15 protein-coding genes and 1 pseudogene are annotated in these 15,278 nt (G+C 69.4%); 8 read left to right on the top strand and 8 right to left on the bottom strand.

Annotation, left to right across the window (positions count from 1 at the left end):
- The first annotated feature begins 31 nt into the window (after nucleotides 1–31).
- Both QMK34_RS08240 and QMK34_RS08245 read left to right on the top strand, forming a co-directional pair.
- Nucleotides 32–1,087 (top strand): ricin-type beta-trefoil lectin domain protein, encoded by a 1,056-nt coding sequence (locus tag QMK34_RS08240; RefSeq protein WP_326413092.1) that lies wholly within the window; start codon nucleotides 32–34, stop codon nucleotides 1,085–1,087.
- A complete protein-coding gene (locus QMK34_RS08245) occupies nucleotides 1,084–3,837 on the top strand; it encodes an RICIN domain-containing protein (protein WP_326413093.1) in 2,754 nt (917 codons plus the stop codon). Before QMK34_RS08240 ends, QMK34_RS08245 begins: the two co-directional genes overlap by 4 nt.
- A 269-nt stretch (nucleotides 3,838–4,106) precedes the next feature.
- Here the strand turns inward: QMK34_RS08245 and QMK34_RS08250 are convergent, their stop codons facing one another.
- Nucleotides 4,107–4,817 carry a GntR family transcriptional regulator gene (locus QMK34_RS08250; protein ID WP_442785114.1) on the bottom strand — a complete coding sequence of 237 codons (711 nt, stop codon included), beginning with the start codon at nucleotides 4,815–4,817 and terminating at the stop codon, nucleotides 4,107–4,109.
- Nucleotides 4,818–4,966: 149 nt separating this feature from the next.
- On the opposite strand from QMK34_RS08250, the gene QMK34_RS08255 reads away from it, so the two are divergent.
- The 5 genes from QMK34_RS08255 (at nucleotide 4,967) to QMK34_RS08275 (ending at nucleotide 9,391) form a co-directional block, all read left to right on the top strand.
- Nucleotides 4,967–6,211, top strand: a complete 1,245-nt coding sequence (locus QMK34_RS08255) for an MFS transporter (RefSeq protein WP_326413094.1) — start codon at nucleotides 4,967–4,969, stop codon at nucleotides 6,209–6,211.
- A gap of 172 nt (nucleotides 6,212–6,383) precedes the next feature.
- Complete coding sequence (locus QMK34_RS08260; RefSeq protein ID WP_326413095.1) at nucleotides 6,384–7,163, top strand: putative hydro-lyase; 780 nt, start codon at nucleotides 6,384–6,386, stop codon at nucleotides 7,161–7,163.
- A gap of 1 nt (nucleotide 7,164) precedes the next feature.
- The gene (locus tag QMK34_RS08265; RefSeq protein WP_326413096.1) at nucleotides 7,165–7,926 is read left to right on the top strand and encodes a LamB/YcsF family protein; all 762 of its coding nucleotides are present in this window, start codon (nucleotides 7,165–7,167) and stop codon (nucleotides 7,924–7,926) included.
- Nucleotides 7,923–8,540 carry a 5-oxoprolinase subunit B family protein gene (locus QMK34_RS08270; protein WP_326413097.1) on the top strand — a complete coding sequence of 206 codons (618 nt, stop codon included), beginning with the start codon at nucleotides 7,923–7,925 and terminating at the stop codon, nucleotides 8,538–8,540. The genes QMK34_RS08265 and QMK34_RS08270 overlap by 4 nt, the downstream gene beginning before the upstream one ends.
- Nucleotides 8,537–9,391, top strand: a complete 855-nt coding sequence (locus QMK34_RS08275; RefSeq protein WP_326413098.1) for a biotin-dependent carboxyltransferase family protein — start codon at nucleotides 8,537–8,539, stop codon at nucleotides 9,389–9,391. Before QMK34_RS08270 ends, QMK34_RS08275 begins: the two co-directional genes overlap by 4 nt.
- Nucleotides 9,392–9,585: 194 nt before the next feature.
- Here QMK34_RS08275 and QMK34_RS08280 read toward each other — a convergent pair whose 3' ends face one another.
- Nucleotides 9,586–9,867 (bottom strand): hypothetical protein, encoded by a 282-nt coding sequence (locus tag QMK34_RS08280; RefSeq protein WP_326413099.1) that lies wholly within the window; start codon nucleotides 9,865–9,867, stop codon nucleotides 9,586–9,588.
- Nucleotides 9,860–10,267, bottom strand: coding sequence for a hypothetical protein (locus tag QMK34_RS08285; RefSeq protein WP_326413100.1), 408 nt, complete (start codon nucleotides 10,265–10,267; stop codon nucleotides 9,860–9,862). Before QMK34_RS08285 ends, QMK34_RS08280 begins: the two co-directional genes overlap by 8 nt.
- A 124-nt stretch (nucleotides 10,268–10,391) precedes the next feature.
- On the opposite strand from QMK34_RS08285, the gene QMK34_RS08290 reads away from it, so the two are divergent.
- Nucleotides 10,392–10,994 carry an ArsR/SmtB family transcription factor gene (locus QMK34_RS08290; protein ID WP_326413101.1) on the top strand — a complete coding sequence of 201 codons (603 nt, stop codon included), beginning with the start codon at nucleotides 10,392–10,394 and terminating at the stop codon, nucleotides 10,992–10,994.
- A 71-nt stretch (nucleotides 10,995–11,065) separates the two neighbouring features.
- Here QMK34_RS08290 and QMK34_RS08295 read toward each other — a convergent pair whose 3' ends face one another.
- From QMK34_RS08295 to QMK34_RS08315, 5 genes and pseudogenes are all read right to left on the bottom strand, one after another.
- Nucleotides 11,066–11,728, bottom strand: a complete 663-nt coding sequence (locus tag QMK34_RS08295; protein WP_326413102.1) for an alpha-ketoglutarate-dependent dioxygenase AlkB family protein — start codon at nucleotides 11,726–11,728, stop codon at nucleotides 11,066–11,068.
- A 303-nt stretch (nucleotides 11,729–12,031) separates the two neighbouring features.
- Nucleotides 12,032–13,108 (bottom strand): annotated as a pseudogene (locus QMK34_RS08300) (zinc-binding dehydrogenase).
- A gap of 9 nt (nucleotides 13,109–13,117) precedes the next feature.
- A complete protein-coding gene (locus QMK34_RS08305) occupies nucleotides 13,118–13,498 on the bottom strand; it encodes a transcriptional regulator (RefSeq protein WP_326413103.1) in 381 nt (126 codons plus the stop codon).
- Nucleotides 13,499–13,571: 73 nt separating this feature from the next.
- A complete protein-coding gene (locus tag QMK34_RS08310; RefSeq protein WP_326413104.1) occupies nucleotides 13,572–14,396 on the bottom strand; it encodes an LLM class flavin-dependent oxidoreductase in 825 nt (274 codons plus the stop codon).
- 92 nt (nucleotides 14,397–14,488) lie between these two features.
- Entirely contained in the window at nucleotides 14,489–15,172 is a 684-nt protein-coding gene (locus QMK34_RS08315) for a metal-dependent transcriptional regulator (RefSeq protein WP_326413105.1), read from the bottom strand.
- Between the last annotated feature and the right edge of the window lie 106 nt (nucleotides 15,173–15,278).

Raw genomic sequence — 15,278 nt, forward strand, 5'->3', positions numbered from 1 at the left:
CGTTTTCCCCTGCCCTGCAAGGAGAATCGAAGTGCGTCGAATTCTTGCGGCGCTAGCGGGATGCGCCCTCCTAGCACTCACCTCAGGCACCCCGGTCTCGGCCGCTCCGGCAGCCGTCGAAGCCGGACCGACCGCCGCCCAGCTACTCGCGAAAGTCTCGACCTGCCAACAGATCTCGAACGGGAAGTACTCCTACGACGAAGGCGGCGCGGCAACCGTCCCGGTCTGCCAGGCCGGTGGCGCGGTGTTCTTCAAGGCCGACATGGACATCGACTGCGACGGCGTCCGCACCACGCAGTGCAACGAGAACACCGACTGCTGTTTCTACAACGACACCGCGTTCCACACTTCCACGGACCAGCCGCTCAACGCGGCACAACTGCCCTATATCGTGCTGCCGCAACCAACGTCCACATGGGACTATCGCAACTACGGCATCGACGGCGGTTCGGTGGTGGCCGTCATCTACAACAACCAGGTCACCTACGCCGTCGTCGGCGACACCGGCCCGACGAGCATCATCGGTGAAGCCTCGTACGCGACAGCGGTGAACCTGGGCATCAACCCGGACCCGAGCAACGGCGGCACCGAGGGCCCCGTCACCTACGTCGTGTTCCCGAACACGCACGTGAACCCGATCGAGAACCATGGCAACGCGGTTTCCCTCGGCCAACAGGTGGCCACCCAGTACGTCGGCGGCAGCACCGGCGGCGCCGGACAGATCACTGGCCTCGGCGGCAAATGCGCCGACGTCGCGGGCGCCAGCAGCGCCAACGGTACGACGGTGCGGCTTTACGACTGCAACGGCACCGCTGCCCAGCAGTGGACCGTCGGCACCGACGGCACGGTGAAGGCACTGGGCAAGTGCCTCGACGTAGCCAATTCGGGCACCACCAACGGCAGCAAGACCCAGCTGTACGACTGCAACGGCTCCAACGCGCAGAAGTGGACGGCCAAGAATCTCGTCAACGCCGGCTCCGGCAAGTGCCTCGACGCGACCGGGAACACCTCGGCCAACAGCACCCGCCTGCAGCTCTGGACCTGCGGCATCGGCGCCAACCAGAAATGGACGGTCCCCGCCTCATGAAACGCACCTTCCTGCCGCTGTTCGGCGCGGCGCTGATCACCGCCGCCGCGCTGGCCACCCCGGCGCAGGCCGCGGGCGAGACGGTCAACGTCTGGCTCACCACCACCAACGACGCCAGGGGCGTCAACGTCACCCGGGGCCTGCAGCAGCAGGCGCCGGTCGCCTTCACCGCGGGCACCGGGTCCGGCGGGCAGACGATCAACGTCAACGAAAACACGCAGTACCAGCAGTTCGAGGGCGGCGGCGCGTCGTTCACCGACACCGCGGCGTACCTGATGAACTCCAGCGGCGCGCTCAGCCAGGCCACCCGCGACGACACCATGCGCAAACTGTTCGACCCGAACTCCGGCATCGGGCTCAGCTTCCTCCGCAACCCGCTGGGCTCGTCCGACCTGGCGCGCAACAGCCATTCCTTCGACGACCTGCCCGCCGGGCAGACCGACCCGAACCTGGCGAACTTCTCCATCGCGCACGACCTCACCGACGTCCTGCCGCTGACCAAGCAGGCCAAGCAGCTCAACCCCGCGATCAAGGTGATGGCGTCGCCGTGGAGCGCGCCGCCGTGGATGAAGGACAACGGCAGCTTCAAACTCGGCTGGCTGAAGTCCGAGTACTACGCGGCCTACGCGCAGTACTTCACGAAGTACATTCAGGCGTACCAAGCGCAGGGCGTGCCGATCAACTACCTCACGGTGCAGAACGAGCCGACCTGCTGCGACAGCTACCCGTCGATGAACTGGAACGGCGCCGGGCTCGCCTACTTCACCAAGACGAACCTGCTGCCCGCGCTGCACAGCACCGGACTGTCCACAAAGGTCCTTTCACTGGACTGGAACTGGGACAAGTACACGGACTTCGCCGCGCCGACGATGGACGACCCGGCCATCCGCAACGACCCGAACTTCGGCGGCATGGCCTGGCACGGCTACGGCGGCAACGTCGGCCAGCAGACCACGGTGCACAACCAGTACCCGACCGTGCCCGCGTTCAGCACCGAGCACTCCGGCGGCACCTGGGCGTCGAACCAGCAGGCCGAGGACATGTCGAACATCGTCGACTACACCCGCAACTGGAGTAAGAGCTTCATCAAGTGGAGCTTGGCTGTGGACCAGAACATGGGCCCGCACACCGGCGGCTGCGGCACCTGCACCGGGTTCATCACAGTCCACAATGGAGACTCACGCAGCGGGCAGGTCGACTACACGGTCGAGTACTACACCATGGGACACCTGACGAAGTTCGTGAAGCCGGGCGCGTACCGGATCGACTCGAACGACGGCTCCGCGGTGCGCAACGTCGCATGGAAGAACCCAGACGGCTCCAAGGCGCTGATCGCGTACAACACCAGCGGTGCGAGCCAGAACGTCCGCGTCAACTGGGGCGGGCAGTCGTTCAGCTACACCCTGCCCGCCGCCACCTCGGCGACGTTCACCTGGGGCGGCACCCAGACCGGCGGTGGCGGCGGCACCGGCGCGATCACCGGCCTCGGCGGCAAATGCGCCGACGTCGCGGGCGCGAGCAGCACCAACGGTTCCGCCGTGCAGCTCTACGACTGCAACGGCACCCCGGCGCAGCAGTGGACGGTCGGCACGGACGGCACGGTGAAGGCACTGGGCAAGTGCCTCGACGTCACCGGAGCGTCCACAACGGACGGTGCGCCACTCCAGTTGTGGGACTGCACCGGCGGCCCGAACCAGAAATGGACCGCGAACGGCTCGAAACAGCTGGTGAACACCGGCTCCGGCAAATGCATGGACGCCACCGGCAACACCTCGGCCAACGGCACCCGCCTGCAGATCTGGACCTGCGCGAGCGGCGCGAACCAGCAGTGGACCCTGCCCACCGGCGACACCACCCCGCCGACGCCCGGTCCGGGCGCGATGGCCGTCGCACCCTATATCTACAACGGCTGGGGCAACCCGCCCAGCGCGACCACGGTGATGGCCTCGACCGGGGTCAAGTGGTTCACCATGGCGTTCATCCTGTCCAACGGCTACTGCAACCCGATGTGGGACGGCGGCCGCGGGCTGACCGGCGGCGTAGACCAGAACACCGTCAACGCGGTGCGCGGCGCGGGCGGCGACGTCATCCCGTCGTTCGGCGGGTACAGCGGCAACAAGCTGGAGTCCTCCTGCTCCAGCGCCGGTGAACTGGCGGCCGGGTACCAGAAGGTGATCAACGCCTACGGCCTGAAGGCGATCGACATCGACATCGAGGCCGACGCGTACAGCAACGGCACCGTGCAGCAGCGCACCGTGGACGCGCTGAAAACCATCCGCGCGAACAACGCGGGCATCAAGATCTACGTCACCTTCGACACCGGCCAGTCCGGCCCGGACAACAGCCTGGTCAACCGCGCGGCATCATCGGGCCTGACCGTCGACGGCTGGACGATCATGCCATTCGACTTCGGCGGCGCCGGGCAGAACATGGGCAACCTGACCATGCAGGCGGCGGAGGGCCTGAAGAACGTCGTCAAGAGCGCCTACGCCTACAGCGACGACATGGCGTACCGACACATGGGCATCTCGTCGATGAACGGCATCACCGACAACAACGAGACCGTGACGCTGAACGACTTCACCACGATCCTGGGCTACGCCAACCAGCACCACCTGGCGCGGCTCACGTTCTGGTCGGCCAACCGCGACCGCCCCTGCCCGGCTGGCTACCCCAACGACGACACGTGTTCCGGCGTTTCCCAGCAGGCGTGGGACTTCACCCGCATCTTCGCCCGCTACGCAGGCTGACCCACCCCCGCAACTCGACCGCCGTGCGCCACGCTCGCCCGCCCAGAAGTCCCTGAAGGCCACCATGAGGGCGTCTAAGTCCCTCATGGTGGCCTTCAGAGCACACCGTAATCGGACCATCCGGAACCAGACGGACTAAAGTGCGGCATTTCGTCCTTTGTGGACAGGCGACGCACCTGGGCGACCCTTCGCCTAGACGCCCTGCCATTGCCCCTGAAGGGAGCCTTCACGGCGTTTTACGCCGTGAAGGTGGCCTTCAGGGGCAACCGCTATTCGACCGCGATGGACGCCTTGCGCTCGGAGTAAGCGTCGACGAGCTGCTTCTCTGCGTAGTCGAGGTAGTCGGCCAGTGAGCGCTCCGCGGCCGCGCCGTCACCGGCTTCCAGCAGCTCCAGGATCTCGTGGTTGCGCACCAGGTAGCGCTCGTGGAAGCGGCGCGGGTCGGCCATCACGTGGAAGACCAGCCGGAGCTCCGCGAAGATGCCCTGCATCAGCTCGTTCATCCGCTCGCTGCCGCCGAGGGCCGCGATCGCCTGGTGGAAGTGGATGTTGGCGGTCCCGAGGTCCTGCCAGCGCTCGCGCTGCGCGGCCTGGTCCCCGTCGGCGACCGCTCGCGCGACCCGGCCGATGCCAGGCGGACGGCTGGTGATCGGCCGGACGGCGGCGCACTCGACGACCTTGCGCACGCGGTAGATGTCGACGACGTCCTCCAGCGACAGCACCCGCACGAACACCCCGCGGTTGAGCTCGTGGCTCAGCAGCCGCTCGTGCGTGAGCAGCCGGAACGCCTCGCGCAGCGTGTTGCGGGAGACGCCCAGCGCGTTGACGATGTCGTGCTCCGAAAGCCGGACACCGGGCAGGAAGTACCCCTCCGCGATGCGCGTGCGGAGCACGTCGGCGACGCGGTGCGCCGTGCTCGTGCGGCCGATGAGACCGCGATCTGCTTCCAACCCGGCGGAGGTGCTGTCCACGATGACCACGCCCTTGAGACTACTAGCGATCACGTGAACAATACAGAGATCCCCTCAAAGCACGATCCTCTTGTGGAATTGTTGAACAATCCCTACAGTGTGAGCCGATGCAACTGTGAGCCATGACACGATGAGTCCCTCTCACCTGCGAGGCGCCGATGAACGCGATAGCCAGCTCAGAAGACACCCGCCCCTTCGCGTGGTTCCGCACGCTCGGCAGTCGGGGCCGCCGCGCCTTCTTCGGCGCCTTCGGCGGCTACGGCCTCGATTCGTTCGACTATCAGACTCTGCCTCTGAGCCTGGCGGCGATCACAGCCTTCTTCGCGCTCTCCACCGGCGAAGCAGGCTTGCTCGGCACCGTCACCCTGGTGGTGTCCGCCATCGGTGGCATCGGCGCGGGCGTGCTCGCGGACCGCATCGGCCGCGTCCGCACCCTGCAGCTCACCATCGCGATGTACACGATCTTCACTGTGCTCTGCGGGTTCGCGCCGAACTTCGAGACGCTGCTCGTCTTCCGCGGCCTGCAGGGCCTCGGCTTCGGCGGCGAGTGGGCGGCCGGAGCGGCGCTGGTGGCCGAGTACTCGCAGTCGCGCTATCGCGGCCGCACCGTCGCGTTCGTCCAGAGCGCGTGGGCCGTCGGCTGGGGACTCTCGGTCGTCGTCTACACCGTGGTGTTCAGTCTCGTCGGCCCGGACATGGCCTGGCGGGTGATGTTCTGGACCGGCGTGCTGCCCGCGCTGTTCGTGCTGTGGGTACGCCGGAGCGTGCAGGACGCGCCGGGTGCGGAGGAGCGCCGCAAGACGTCGAAGGTCCGCGGTTCCCTCGCCGGGATTTTCCGCGGCGACCTCCTGCGGACGACGCTCTTCGCCGCGCTGCTGGCCACCGGCGTTCAGGGCGGGTACTACACCCTCGCCACCTGGTTGCCTTCGTACCTGAAGACGTCGCGCGGGCTCACCGTGGTCGGCACCGGCGGCTACCTCGCGTTCCTCATCACCGGTGCTTTCATCGGCTACGTCAGCGGCGGCTATCTCACGGATATGCTGGGGCGTAAGAAAACCTTCCTACTGTTCTCCGTGCTTTCGGCGGCGCTGATCATCGCGTACACCCAGATCCCGCACGGCGCGAACGGCCTCGTCTTGGTGCTCGGGTTCCCATTGGGCTTCTCGATGTCCGCGATCTTCAGCGGGTTCGGCGCGTTCCTCGCGGAGCTGTACCCGTCCGCCCTGCGCGGCACCGGGCAGGGCTTCACCTACAACTTCGGCCGTGCTGTCGGGGCCCTTTTCCCTGCCATCGTGGGCTTTCTGGGCGCCGGGGGCGCGATGGTGTTCGGCGCGGTCGGGTACGGCATCGCCGCGCTGGCCCTGCTCGGCCTGCCCGAAACCAACGGCATCGACCTGGACTAGTGTCGCGTGATCCTGTTCGTCTTACGTTTGCCGGGGCTCAGGCGGCGCCTCGCTGCGTTGTCGAACAACCCGGTCCAACAGAGGTACCGGGTGGTCCTCCGCCTGGCGATGCATCCACCTGAATCCCCAGCAAATCGCAAGGAAACAGGATCACCCAACACTAGGAGCGGAGATGACCACGCTCGACGACCCGGCCGAGGCCAGGGCTTTGTTCCGGCAGGGCGCCGCCAGCCCGACCACCGGCTGGGCCGCCGGGTTCACCCAGACGAACCTGATCGCGGTGCCCGCGGACTGGGCCTACGACGTGCTGTTGTTCTGCCAGCGCAATCCGCGGCCCTGCCCGGTCCTCGACGTCAGCGACCCCGGCGACCCGGCCACGCGCCTGGCGCCGGGCGCGGACCTGCGAACCGACCTGCCGCGTTATCGCGTCTGGGAGAACGGCGAGCTCACCGGCGAGATCTCCGACGCGAGCGCGCTGTGGCGCGAAGACCTGGTGGCGTTCTCGATTGGCTGCAGCTTCACCTTCGAGACGGCGCTGGCCGCGGAAGGCGTCCCGCTGCGGCATGTCGAGCAGGGTCGTAACGTGGCGATGTACGTGACGAACCGGCAGTGCGTCCCGGCGGGCAGGCTGCACGGCCCGCCGGTGGTGTCGATGCGGCAGATCCCGGCAGGCCGGGTGGCCGACGCGGTCCGGATCACCGGCGCGATGCCGGCGGTGCACGGCGCGCCGGTGCACGTGGGCGATCCGCGCGAGCTCGGCATCGAGGACCTGGCTTGCCCGGACTTCGGTGACCCGGTCGAGGCGAAACCCGGTGACGTGCCGGTGTTCTGGGCCTGCGGGGTGACCCCGCAGGCGGCGTTGATGGCGTCCCGGCCGCCGTTCGCGATCACCCACGCGCCGGGCTACATGTTCGTCTCCGACAAGCTGGACAGCGACTACCGGGTGGGCTGAAATGGATCTCAACAGCGATATCGGCGAGGGCTTCGGCGCCTGGCGCATGGGGGACGACGAGGCGATGCTCGACGTCGTCACCAGCGTGAACGTCGCGTGCGGCTTCCACGCCGGGGACCCGGCCATCATGCGCCGAGTGTGCGACGGCGCCGCTGAGCGCGGCGTCACGATCGGCGCGCACGTCGCCTACCGGGACCTCGCCGGGTTCGGCAGGCGCGCCTTGGACGTCGAGCCAGGACTGCTCGCCGACGAAGTGCTCTACCAGATCGGCGCACTCGACGGCTTCGCCCGCGCCGCGGGCAGCCGGGTGCGGTACGTGAAACCGCACGGGGCGTTGTACAACACCGCGGCGGTCAACGCCGAGCAGGCGGCGGCCGTGGTCGACGGCCTCCGCCGCTTCGACCCGGAGCTCGCGCTGCTGTGCCCGCCCGACTCGGAAATGACGCGAGAAGCCGAAAAAGCGGGCGTGACGACGTTCGCCGAAGCGTTCGCCGATCGCGCGTACACCCCGGAAGGCCTTTTGGTGTCCAGGAAACTGCCGGGCGCGGTCCTGCACGACGCCGAAGCCGTGGCGGAGCGGGCCGTGCGCATGGCGACCTCCGGCGAGATCGAGACGGCCGAGGGCGCGGTGCTGATCCTGAAGCCGGATTCGCTGTGCGTGCACGGCGACACCCCCGGCGCGGTCGAACTCGCCAGGGTGATCCGGGACCGGCTGGCCGCGGCGGGTGTCCACAGAGGACCGTTCGTGGCAGCGGCCCGATGACCAGGGTCCTGCCCTACGGCGCCCGCGCCGCGCTGGTCGACCTCGACCGGCCGGAGGCTGTGCTCGGCCTGCACGCCGCCCTGCGAGACGCGCCGCCCGACGGCCTGGTCGAGCTCGTCCCGGCGGCCCGCACCCTGCTCGTCCGCTTCGATCCGGCGCGGACGAACCTCGAACGGCTGACCGCGGACCTGCTGGCCCGCACGGTGCCGGACGTCACCGAGCTGCCGGGCGAGGAGATCGTCGTCCCGGTCAGCTACGCGGGCGAGGACCTCGAACGGGTGGCCGAGCAGTCCGGGCTGACCGTCCGGGAGATCGTCGCGCGGCACGAGCAAGGCTCCTATGTCGCGGCTTTCTGCGGCTTCGCCCCGGGTTTCGCCTACCTGACCGGGCTCGATCCGGTCCTGCGACTACCCCGGCGGTCGAGCCCGCGCACCCGGGTGCCCGCCGGGGCGGTGGCGATCGCCGGTGAGTACACCGCGGTGTACCCGCACGCTTCACCCGGCGGGTGGCACCTGATCGGGTACACGGAGCTGAGCGTGTGGGACGTCGAACGCGCGCAGCCGCACCTGCTGATGCCGGGGACCCGGGTCCGGTTCGCGGGAACGGGCCGATGACCGCGAAACTCGAAATACTGCGGACGGGCCTGTTCGCGACGGTGCAGGACCTCGGCCGCCCCGGGCACGCCGCGCTGGGCGTCGGCCGGTCCGGCGCCGCGGATTCCGGCTCGCTGCGGCTGGCGAACCGGCTGGTCGGCAACCCCGAGTCGAACGCCGGGATCGAAACGACGCTCGGCGGGCTGTCCCTGCGGACGTCCGAACACACGCTGGTCGCGGTCACCGGCGCGAGCTGCCCGATCACCGCGGGCGGCCGCGCGGCCGGGCCGAACGCCCCGATCGTGCTGCGGCCAGGCGAAGAACTCGTGCTCGGGACGGCTGCCGACGGCCTGCGGTGTTACGTCGCGGTGCGCGGCGGCCTCGACGTCGCGCCGGTGCTCGGTTCGCGATCGACCGACACCATGGGCAAGGTCGGGCCGCCCGTGCTGGCCGCCGGGATGACGCTGCCGGTCGGGCAGCGGGTCGCCGGTCCGCCGGTGGTCGACCTGGCGCCGCGGCCCGCGTTGCCCGAGGAACTGGTGCTCCGGGTGACACCCGGGCCGCGCCTCGACTGGTTCACCGCGGACGCACTGTCCACTTTGGAATCAACGGCGTACGTGGTGACGTCCGATGTGGACCGGATCGGTATCCGTCTCGACGGGCCCGCACTGCGGCGCGTCCGCGAGGGCGAACTCCTGCCGGAAGCGGGTGTTCCCGGCGCGATGCAGATCCCCCCGAGCGGTAAGCCGATCGTGTTCCTCGCCGACCACCCGATCACCGGCGGCTACCCGGTCGCCGCCGTGGTCGACGAGCGCGACCTCGACCTCGCCGCCCAGGCCCTCCCCGGCAAACGCATCCGCTTCACCACCTGACCACACGCCCCCCGCACACAACCCGCGGACACGTGCGCACAACTCGCGGACACGCCAGGCGACGGCCACACCCCCAGCGTGTCCGCCATCCCCGCACACGTATCCGCACTCTGTGCACGCGTGTCCGCGATCTCCACACGCGTATCCCCCTGTGAGCGCGTGTCCGCGAGTTGCCCGCGTCACCCGGGCGGGGATCAGCGAGTGTGGCGCTGCCCGGTGAGGAACCAGCCGAGGTCGGCCACCGCGATCGCGATCCACATCATGCACAGCACCACGACGTTCATCGACGAAGCCACCGCCGTCACCACCGCGCCGAGCAGGATCGAGCCGAGCAGCACCACGGCTCCCCTGGACGGCCCGATCAGCTCGTCGAGCGCCCCGGGTTCGGCCAGCTTTTCCGCGAGATAGACGTCGAGCGCCTCGGCGACCCGGTCGTCGATCTCGTCGCGGGTCGCGGCGTCCAGCCGGTCAGACATGCGCGGGCACGCGGACGGCGAACGGCCGGGTGACCTGCTGCATCCGCACCCCGCGCAACGCCGCGACCAGGCACAACGCCGCCAGCGGCAGCTCCAGCGCCCCGGCCATGAGCAGCGAGAACACCAGGTCTTCGCCCGCGGTCACGACGTCGAACCAGGCGTCCACCAGCAGCAACATCGCGCTGCCGATCGCGGCCAGCGGCGCCCGGTGATCCCGGCGCCGGAACAGCCACGCCGACGCGAGCAGGCCGCCCGCCTCCAGCGCGTCGAACCCGATCCACGCGGCCCGCCAGTTCCGCGCGTCGTACGTGTCCGGCAGCGTCCCCCACAGCACCGCGATCCACGGCACCAAAGCCAGCCCCGCGGCCAATAACAGCTTGCCGATCAGACCTTCCCGCATCTCGAACCCCCGACACCCCGGTGCGCCCCTCGCACCTCCGAAAACCAAGCTAGCCGATTGCAGAGACTTTTTGCAAACATTCTCTGCGTTTACTGCAAAGATTCTCTGCAGTACGCTGACCAGCATGGCCGACACCCGTCCCGAGCCCAAGGTGCTCACCGGCGCCGATCTCAAGGCGTTCTACAAAGCGCTGTCGAACCCGGTGCGGCGCGACATCCTGACCTACCTCGGGGATCACGGCCAGGCCAACTCGACCAGCGTCGCGAAAGCGCTCGGCGAGAGCACCGGGACCACCAGCTACCACCTGCGCAAGCTCGCGGAGCTCAACCTGATCGCCGAGGTCGAGGAACGCTCGACCGGCCGCGAACGCTGGTGGAAGTCGCTGATGACCGACATCCACACCCCGCACGGTCTCGAGATGACGCCGGACGAGGAGGCGGCGGCCCTCAAGTTCGGCGCGATGAAAATGAGCCACGACATCAGCCTGGTGATGAGCGCGTACACCGGTTACCTCGCCTCCGAAGGCTGGAACCAGATCCACCGCTGGGGCGTCCGCATGACCAACGAGCAGGTGCGGGAGTTCGCTCGCGAGTACCAGGAACTGCTGTGGAAGTACCGCACCGAGCCGGGCGAGCACCCACCCGGCTCCCGGCAGATGGCGGTCCGCCTGACGATGGTGCCCGACGAAGGACCCCGCCCCACCCTCCCCGACCTCGACGCCGACTGACCGATCCGACTGACCGATCCGACTGACCCTGAAGACCACCATGAGGGACTTAGACGCCCTCATGGTGGCCTTCAGGGACCTTCCTCCGGAGCGCGGAGGCCGGAGACCCGCAGGGTGATGTTCAAGCGGCCGGACGTCAGGCCCAGTGCGGGATCCGCGGTGCCGGGCAGGGTCTTCGGCACCCCGTGGAACGCCAGCCGCGACTTGCCGCCGAACACGAACAGGTCCCCCGAACAGAGCTCGACGTCGGTGCACGGCCTGCCGCGGTTCTCGGTGTTGCCGAAGCGGAACTGACAGGTGTCGCCGAGGCTGAGCGAGACCACCGGCTCGAGGCTGCGCTCGTCCTTGTCCTGATGCAGGCCCATTTTCGCGGCATCGTCGTAGTAGTTGACCAGTGCGACGTCGGGCGCGTAGTCGTCCGCGGGCCGGTCGTAAGCGGCCGCCACCGCGCGTCGGCCGAGGTCCGCGAGCCAGCCGGGGAACGGCAGCACCGGTGAACCGTCGTCGACCGTCCGGGTGTAGCGGTACGGCGACCAGTGCCAGCCGAGGCACACCATGCGCACCGACATCACGCCACCGTTGGGCAGCGTGGCCGTGCGGAGTCCGGCGCCCTCGGTCGCCCAGCCACGGCAGGCGGCGACCAGACGGCGTTGCTGGTCGAGGTCGAGCCAGTCGGGCAGATGCACCGCGCCGGGGGCCACCTCCGCCCGCGGCCGGGGAATCAGCGCGTCCATTCCCCGATTGTGACTGATGACCCCGGGTGACTATCCGGGCGGCGTCACACGCGACTCGGCCCGCTCGGCAGCCGGGGTGGGCGTCACCGGGTCGATCGGGCTGGCCACGATGTGATGACCCCGGAAAGTGACACCCGACTGCGTGAACAGCCCAAGAAGCCGTCCAAGTGGAGTACGCGGCCCCTCGGGGACCCGATCCTCCGAACGCTGCGTAGTCGCCACAGAGGAGACGATCCCATGCTGGAGTGTCACACGCCAGTCAGTACGGCCAACAGGGTGACAACTTGACCTGCCAGCTCGCGATCACCCACCGAACATCACCGGATCAGGGAACTCCACCACGGTCACGCCCGCCTGCGCGGGCACCGGATCGTTCATCGCCGCGAGCACTCCCGGGACGTCGTCGAGCCCGACGCGCTTGCCGATCAGGCCGGTGAGGTCGATCCCCGCGGTCTCCACCACCCGCAGCATCTCCGGGTACTCGTGGGCCTGCAGCCCGTGGACGCCGACGATCTCCAGCTCCCCGCCGACCACCCGGTGCATCGGGATGGGCGAGATCCCCTGCGCCGGCGGCATCAACCCGGCCTGGACGTGCCGTCCGCGCTTGCGCAGGCTCCCGATCGAGGCGGCGCAGGTCTGCGGCGAGCCCAGGCAGTCCAGGGAAACGTGCGCGCCGCCGCCGGTCAGCGAGCGGACGTGCGCGGCCACGGCTTCGGGTCCGTCGAACGCGCCCGCGTCGACGCTGAGCACCGCGCCCAGCCGCTCCGCCAGCGCCCTGGCCTGGGGAGAAAGGTCGACCGCGACCACACGGGCCCCGGCGGCGACCGCCAGCAGGACCGCCGAAATCCCCACCCCGCCGCAGCCGTAGACCGCGACCCACTGCCCGGCCCGCACGCCGCCCTGCCGCAGCACCGCGCGGAACGCCGTGCCGAAGCGGCAGCCGAGCGCGGCGGCCTCGGCGGCGCCGAGCGAGTCCGGCAGCGCCACCAGGTTCACCTCGGCGTGCTCGATCGCGACCCGCTCGGCGAACGAACCTCAGTGTGTCGCGCCAGGCTGGCACTCGCGATCACAGATCTGCTGGTCACCGCAGGCGCACTGGGCGCACGAACCGCAGGCGCAGACGAACGGGACGGTCACCCGCGCGCCCAGCTCCCAGCCGCGCACGTCCTCGCCGAGCTCGACGATCCGGCCGGCCAGCTCGTGCCCGGCGACGTGCGGCAGGCGGACGGAATCGTCATGGCCCTGCCAGGAGTGCCAGTCGCTGCGGCAGACGCCCGTCGCTTCGAGCGCGATCACGACCCCGCCGGGCCCGGCCACCGGCTCGGCCACCTCGCGCACCTGGGGCAGGACACCGAACTGTTCGAAGACGACCGCCCGCACGTGCTCTCCTCACCCTGGCGTTTCGCGACCTCGCTCCCGTGTCTGGGTGAAGTCGCCCGGCAGGGCATATCGTGCCTGGCCGCGCGGCCGGTCGAGCAACCGGGCGAGCGAGCCGCCGGGCACGCCCAGCACCTCTTCCAGATTTTTCAGCACCAGCAAGGATTCGGTGCGTTCCGGGCGGCAGCGGCCGGACTGCCAGTGGCTCAGTGTGGCCAGGCTGATCGAGATTCCCTTGGTGCGTAAGCGATACCGGATGCGGTCGAGCCCGAGTCCGCGAGCCCGGATCGCCAGCCGCAGCGCGTCGGCGAACGGGCCGGTCTCGAGTAACCGCGCGAGCTCCCGTCCGGCCGCTTCCCCCCGGTCGATGGTGTGTGTTCGTTGACCGGTCATGTCTGCTCCGCAGAGTGCCGACGTTCTTCGGACACGCCAGACTAGGCCGACCGCCACCAGATCGGTAGGGCCCTCACCCGCCTGCGATCAGGTTCGCCGCGATCGCGGCGAACGGTTCGAGATAGCCGGAATTCGTCGTCACATAGGAAATTCCCCACCGATCACGGCGACGCCGCAGCGTTTCGGCGGCCTCGGCCGCGGTGCCGGGCAGCACGGTCACCGCGCCGCCGCCGACCAGCTCGGGCAGGTCCGCGCCGATGAATCCGGCCAGTCCGGGCGGCAGGGGATCGTCGCCGACGGCGACCAGGTTCATCCCCAGTTCGATCTCGCCGAGCCGATCGCCCGCGAACTCACGGAAGGTGTCCACAATGGATTGAGCCTCGGCCTCGGTGGTCCTCGGCTGCCACGAGAAGGTGACGATGTCGGCCTCCCGTGCGGCGAGCGCGAGCATCTTCGGGCCGCTCGCCGCGAGCAGGATCTTGGGGCGGTCGGCGGTGCGCTTGACGTACGCGATGGTCTCGGCGAGCCGGTCGATCCGCGCGCCGATGCCCGGGAACCCGCCGGTCAGCTCGGTGGCGAGGGCTCCCGCGCCAGGCCGGCCGACGCCGATGCCAAGCTCGAACCGGCCGCCGGTCTGCTCGTGCAGGGTCCGGACCTGCCAGTCGAGCGCGCGGTGGTCACGGAACGGATCGGCCAGTACGAAGGTGCCCAGCCGGAGCCGGGCGGTGACGGCCGCGGCCGCGGGCAGGAGGCAGAGCGGGTCCGCGCCGCCGACCGGGTCGGTCGCGAGCAGCGTGTCGAAGCCGAGGTCCTCGACCCGCCGCGCCTGCGCGGTCCACGCCGTCAGGTTGGGCGAGTAGCCCGCCACAATGCCGAAGCGAAACGGTTTCTGTGTCATACGGCCGATCTTCGCCCCGCGATGGACGGCGCACATCCGCCCGCGTACGACACTCGGGCGTACGTCAGCCGACGCAGTTCGACAAACGCAGTTCAGCGCAGTTCGACCGAGAGGGCCTGCGCTATCTCCTTGCCGATGGCGTGCGTGGCCGCGTCGGGCGGCGAGCCGACCTTGACCACCAGCGGCCCGCCGAACGGCTGCCGCTCGACGACCTCGATCCGCTCGCCGAGGTTGATGGCGTGCTCCGTGAGGTAGCGCAGCAGCTCGGGGTCGGTGTCCCAGACCCGGACGATCTCGCCGACCGCGCCGGGCGGAAGGTCGTCGAGGATGCGCATCTCGAGCTCTTCGACGCTGCCGTCGGGTGCGGGGATGGGGTCGCCGTGCGGGTCGCGGACGGGGTTGCCGAGCTTCGCCGCGATGCGCTCGACGAGCCTGTCGGACACCGCGTGCTCCAGCGCGTCCGCCTCGGCGTGCACCTCGTCCCAGGTGTAGCCGAGCTCGGAGACCAGGTACGTCTCGATCAGCCGGTGGCGCCGCAGCACGGCCCTGGCCAGCTGCCTGCCCTCACCGGTCAGCTCGATCCCGCGATACGGGACGTGGGCGACCAGGCCCAGCTGGGCGAGCTTGGTCACCATGCCGGAAGCCGACGACGGGCTCACCTCGAGCCGGCCGGCCAGCGAGGCGTTGGTGACGGCCTCGCCCCGCTCGACCAGCCCGTAGATCACCCGGACGTAGTCTTCGACGGACGAAGACCGCCGATTGGACTCATCTCCCATACCGCATACGATACGGCCTCCGCCTCCCCGAGCTGCCCCACCGTGCGCTCCCACGCTTTTCACGCCGGGCGCCGGCTACCCGCACGCACCTGTCCCGCAACTCGTC

This window comes from Amycolatopsis sp. H20-H5, assembly GCF_035828755.1.
GTDB lineage: Bacteria > Actinomycetota > Actinomycetes > Mycobacteriales > Pseudonocardiaceae > Amycolatopsis.

What these genes read in the sequence shown, in the direction of transcription:
- QMK34_RS08290 (WP_326413101.1), top strand. Translation starts at nt 10,392, where the DNA reads ATGGCCGACACCCGTCCCGAGCCCAAGGTGCTCACCGGCGCCGATCTC.
- QMK34_RS08255 (WP_326413094.1), top strand. Translation starts at nt 4,967, where the DNA reads ATGAACGCGATAGCCAGCTCAGAAGACACCCGCCCCTTCGCGTGGTTC.
- QMK34_RS08285 (WP_326413100.1), bottom strand. Translation starts at nt 10,267, where the DNA reads ATGCGGGAAGGTCTGATCGGCAAGCTGTTATTGGCCGCGGGGCTGGCT.
- QMK34_RS08265 (WP_326413096.1), top strand. Translation starts at nt 7,165, where the DNA reads ATGGATCTCAACAGCGATATCGGCGAGGGCTTCGGCGCCTGGCGCATG.
- QMK34_RS08315 (WP_326413105.1), bottom strand. Translation starts at nt 15,172, where the DNA reads ATGGGAGATGAGTCCAATCGGCGGTCTTCGTCCGTCGAAGACTACGTC.
- QMK34_RS08280 (WP_326413099.1), bottom strand. Translation starts at nt 9,867, where the DNA reads ATGTCTGACCGGCTGGACGCCGCGACCCGCGACGAGATCGACGACCGG.
- QMK34_RS08295 (WP_326413102.1), bottom strand. Translation starts at nt 11,728, where the DNA reads ATGGACGCGCTGATTCCCCGGCCGCGGGCGGAGGTGGCCCCCGGCGCG.
- QMK34_RS08275 (WP_326413098.1), top strand. Translation starts at nt 8,537, where the DNA reads ATGACCGCGAAACTCGAAATACTGCGGACGGGCCTGTTCGCGACGGTG.
- QMK34_RS08310 (WP_326413104.1), bottom strand. Translation starts at nt 14,396, where the DNA reads ATGACACAGAAACCGTTTCGCTTCGGCATTGTGGCGGGCTACTCGCCC.
- QMK34_RS08305 (WP_326413103.1), bottom strand. Translation starts at nt 13,498, where the DNA reads ATGACCGGTCAACGAACACACACCATCGACCGGGGGGAAGCGGCCGGA.
- QMK34_RS08245 (WP_326413093.1), top strand. Translation starts at nt 1,084, where the DNA reads ATGAAACGCACCTTCCTGCCGCTGTTCGGCGCGGCGCTGATCACCGCC.
- QMK34_RS08260 (WP_326413095.1), top strand. Translation starts at nt 6,384, where the DNA reads ATGACCACGCTCGACGACCCGGCCGAGGCCAGGGCTTTGTTCCGGCAG.
- QMK34_RS08270 (WP_326413097.1), top strand. Translation starts at nt 7,923, where the DNA reads ATGACCAGGGTCCTGCCCTACGGCGCCCGCGCCGCGCTGGTCGACCTC.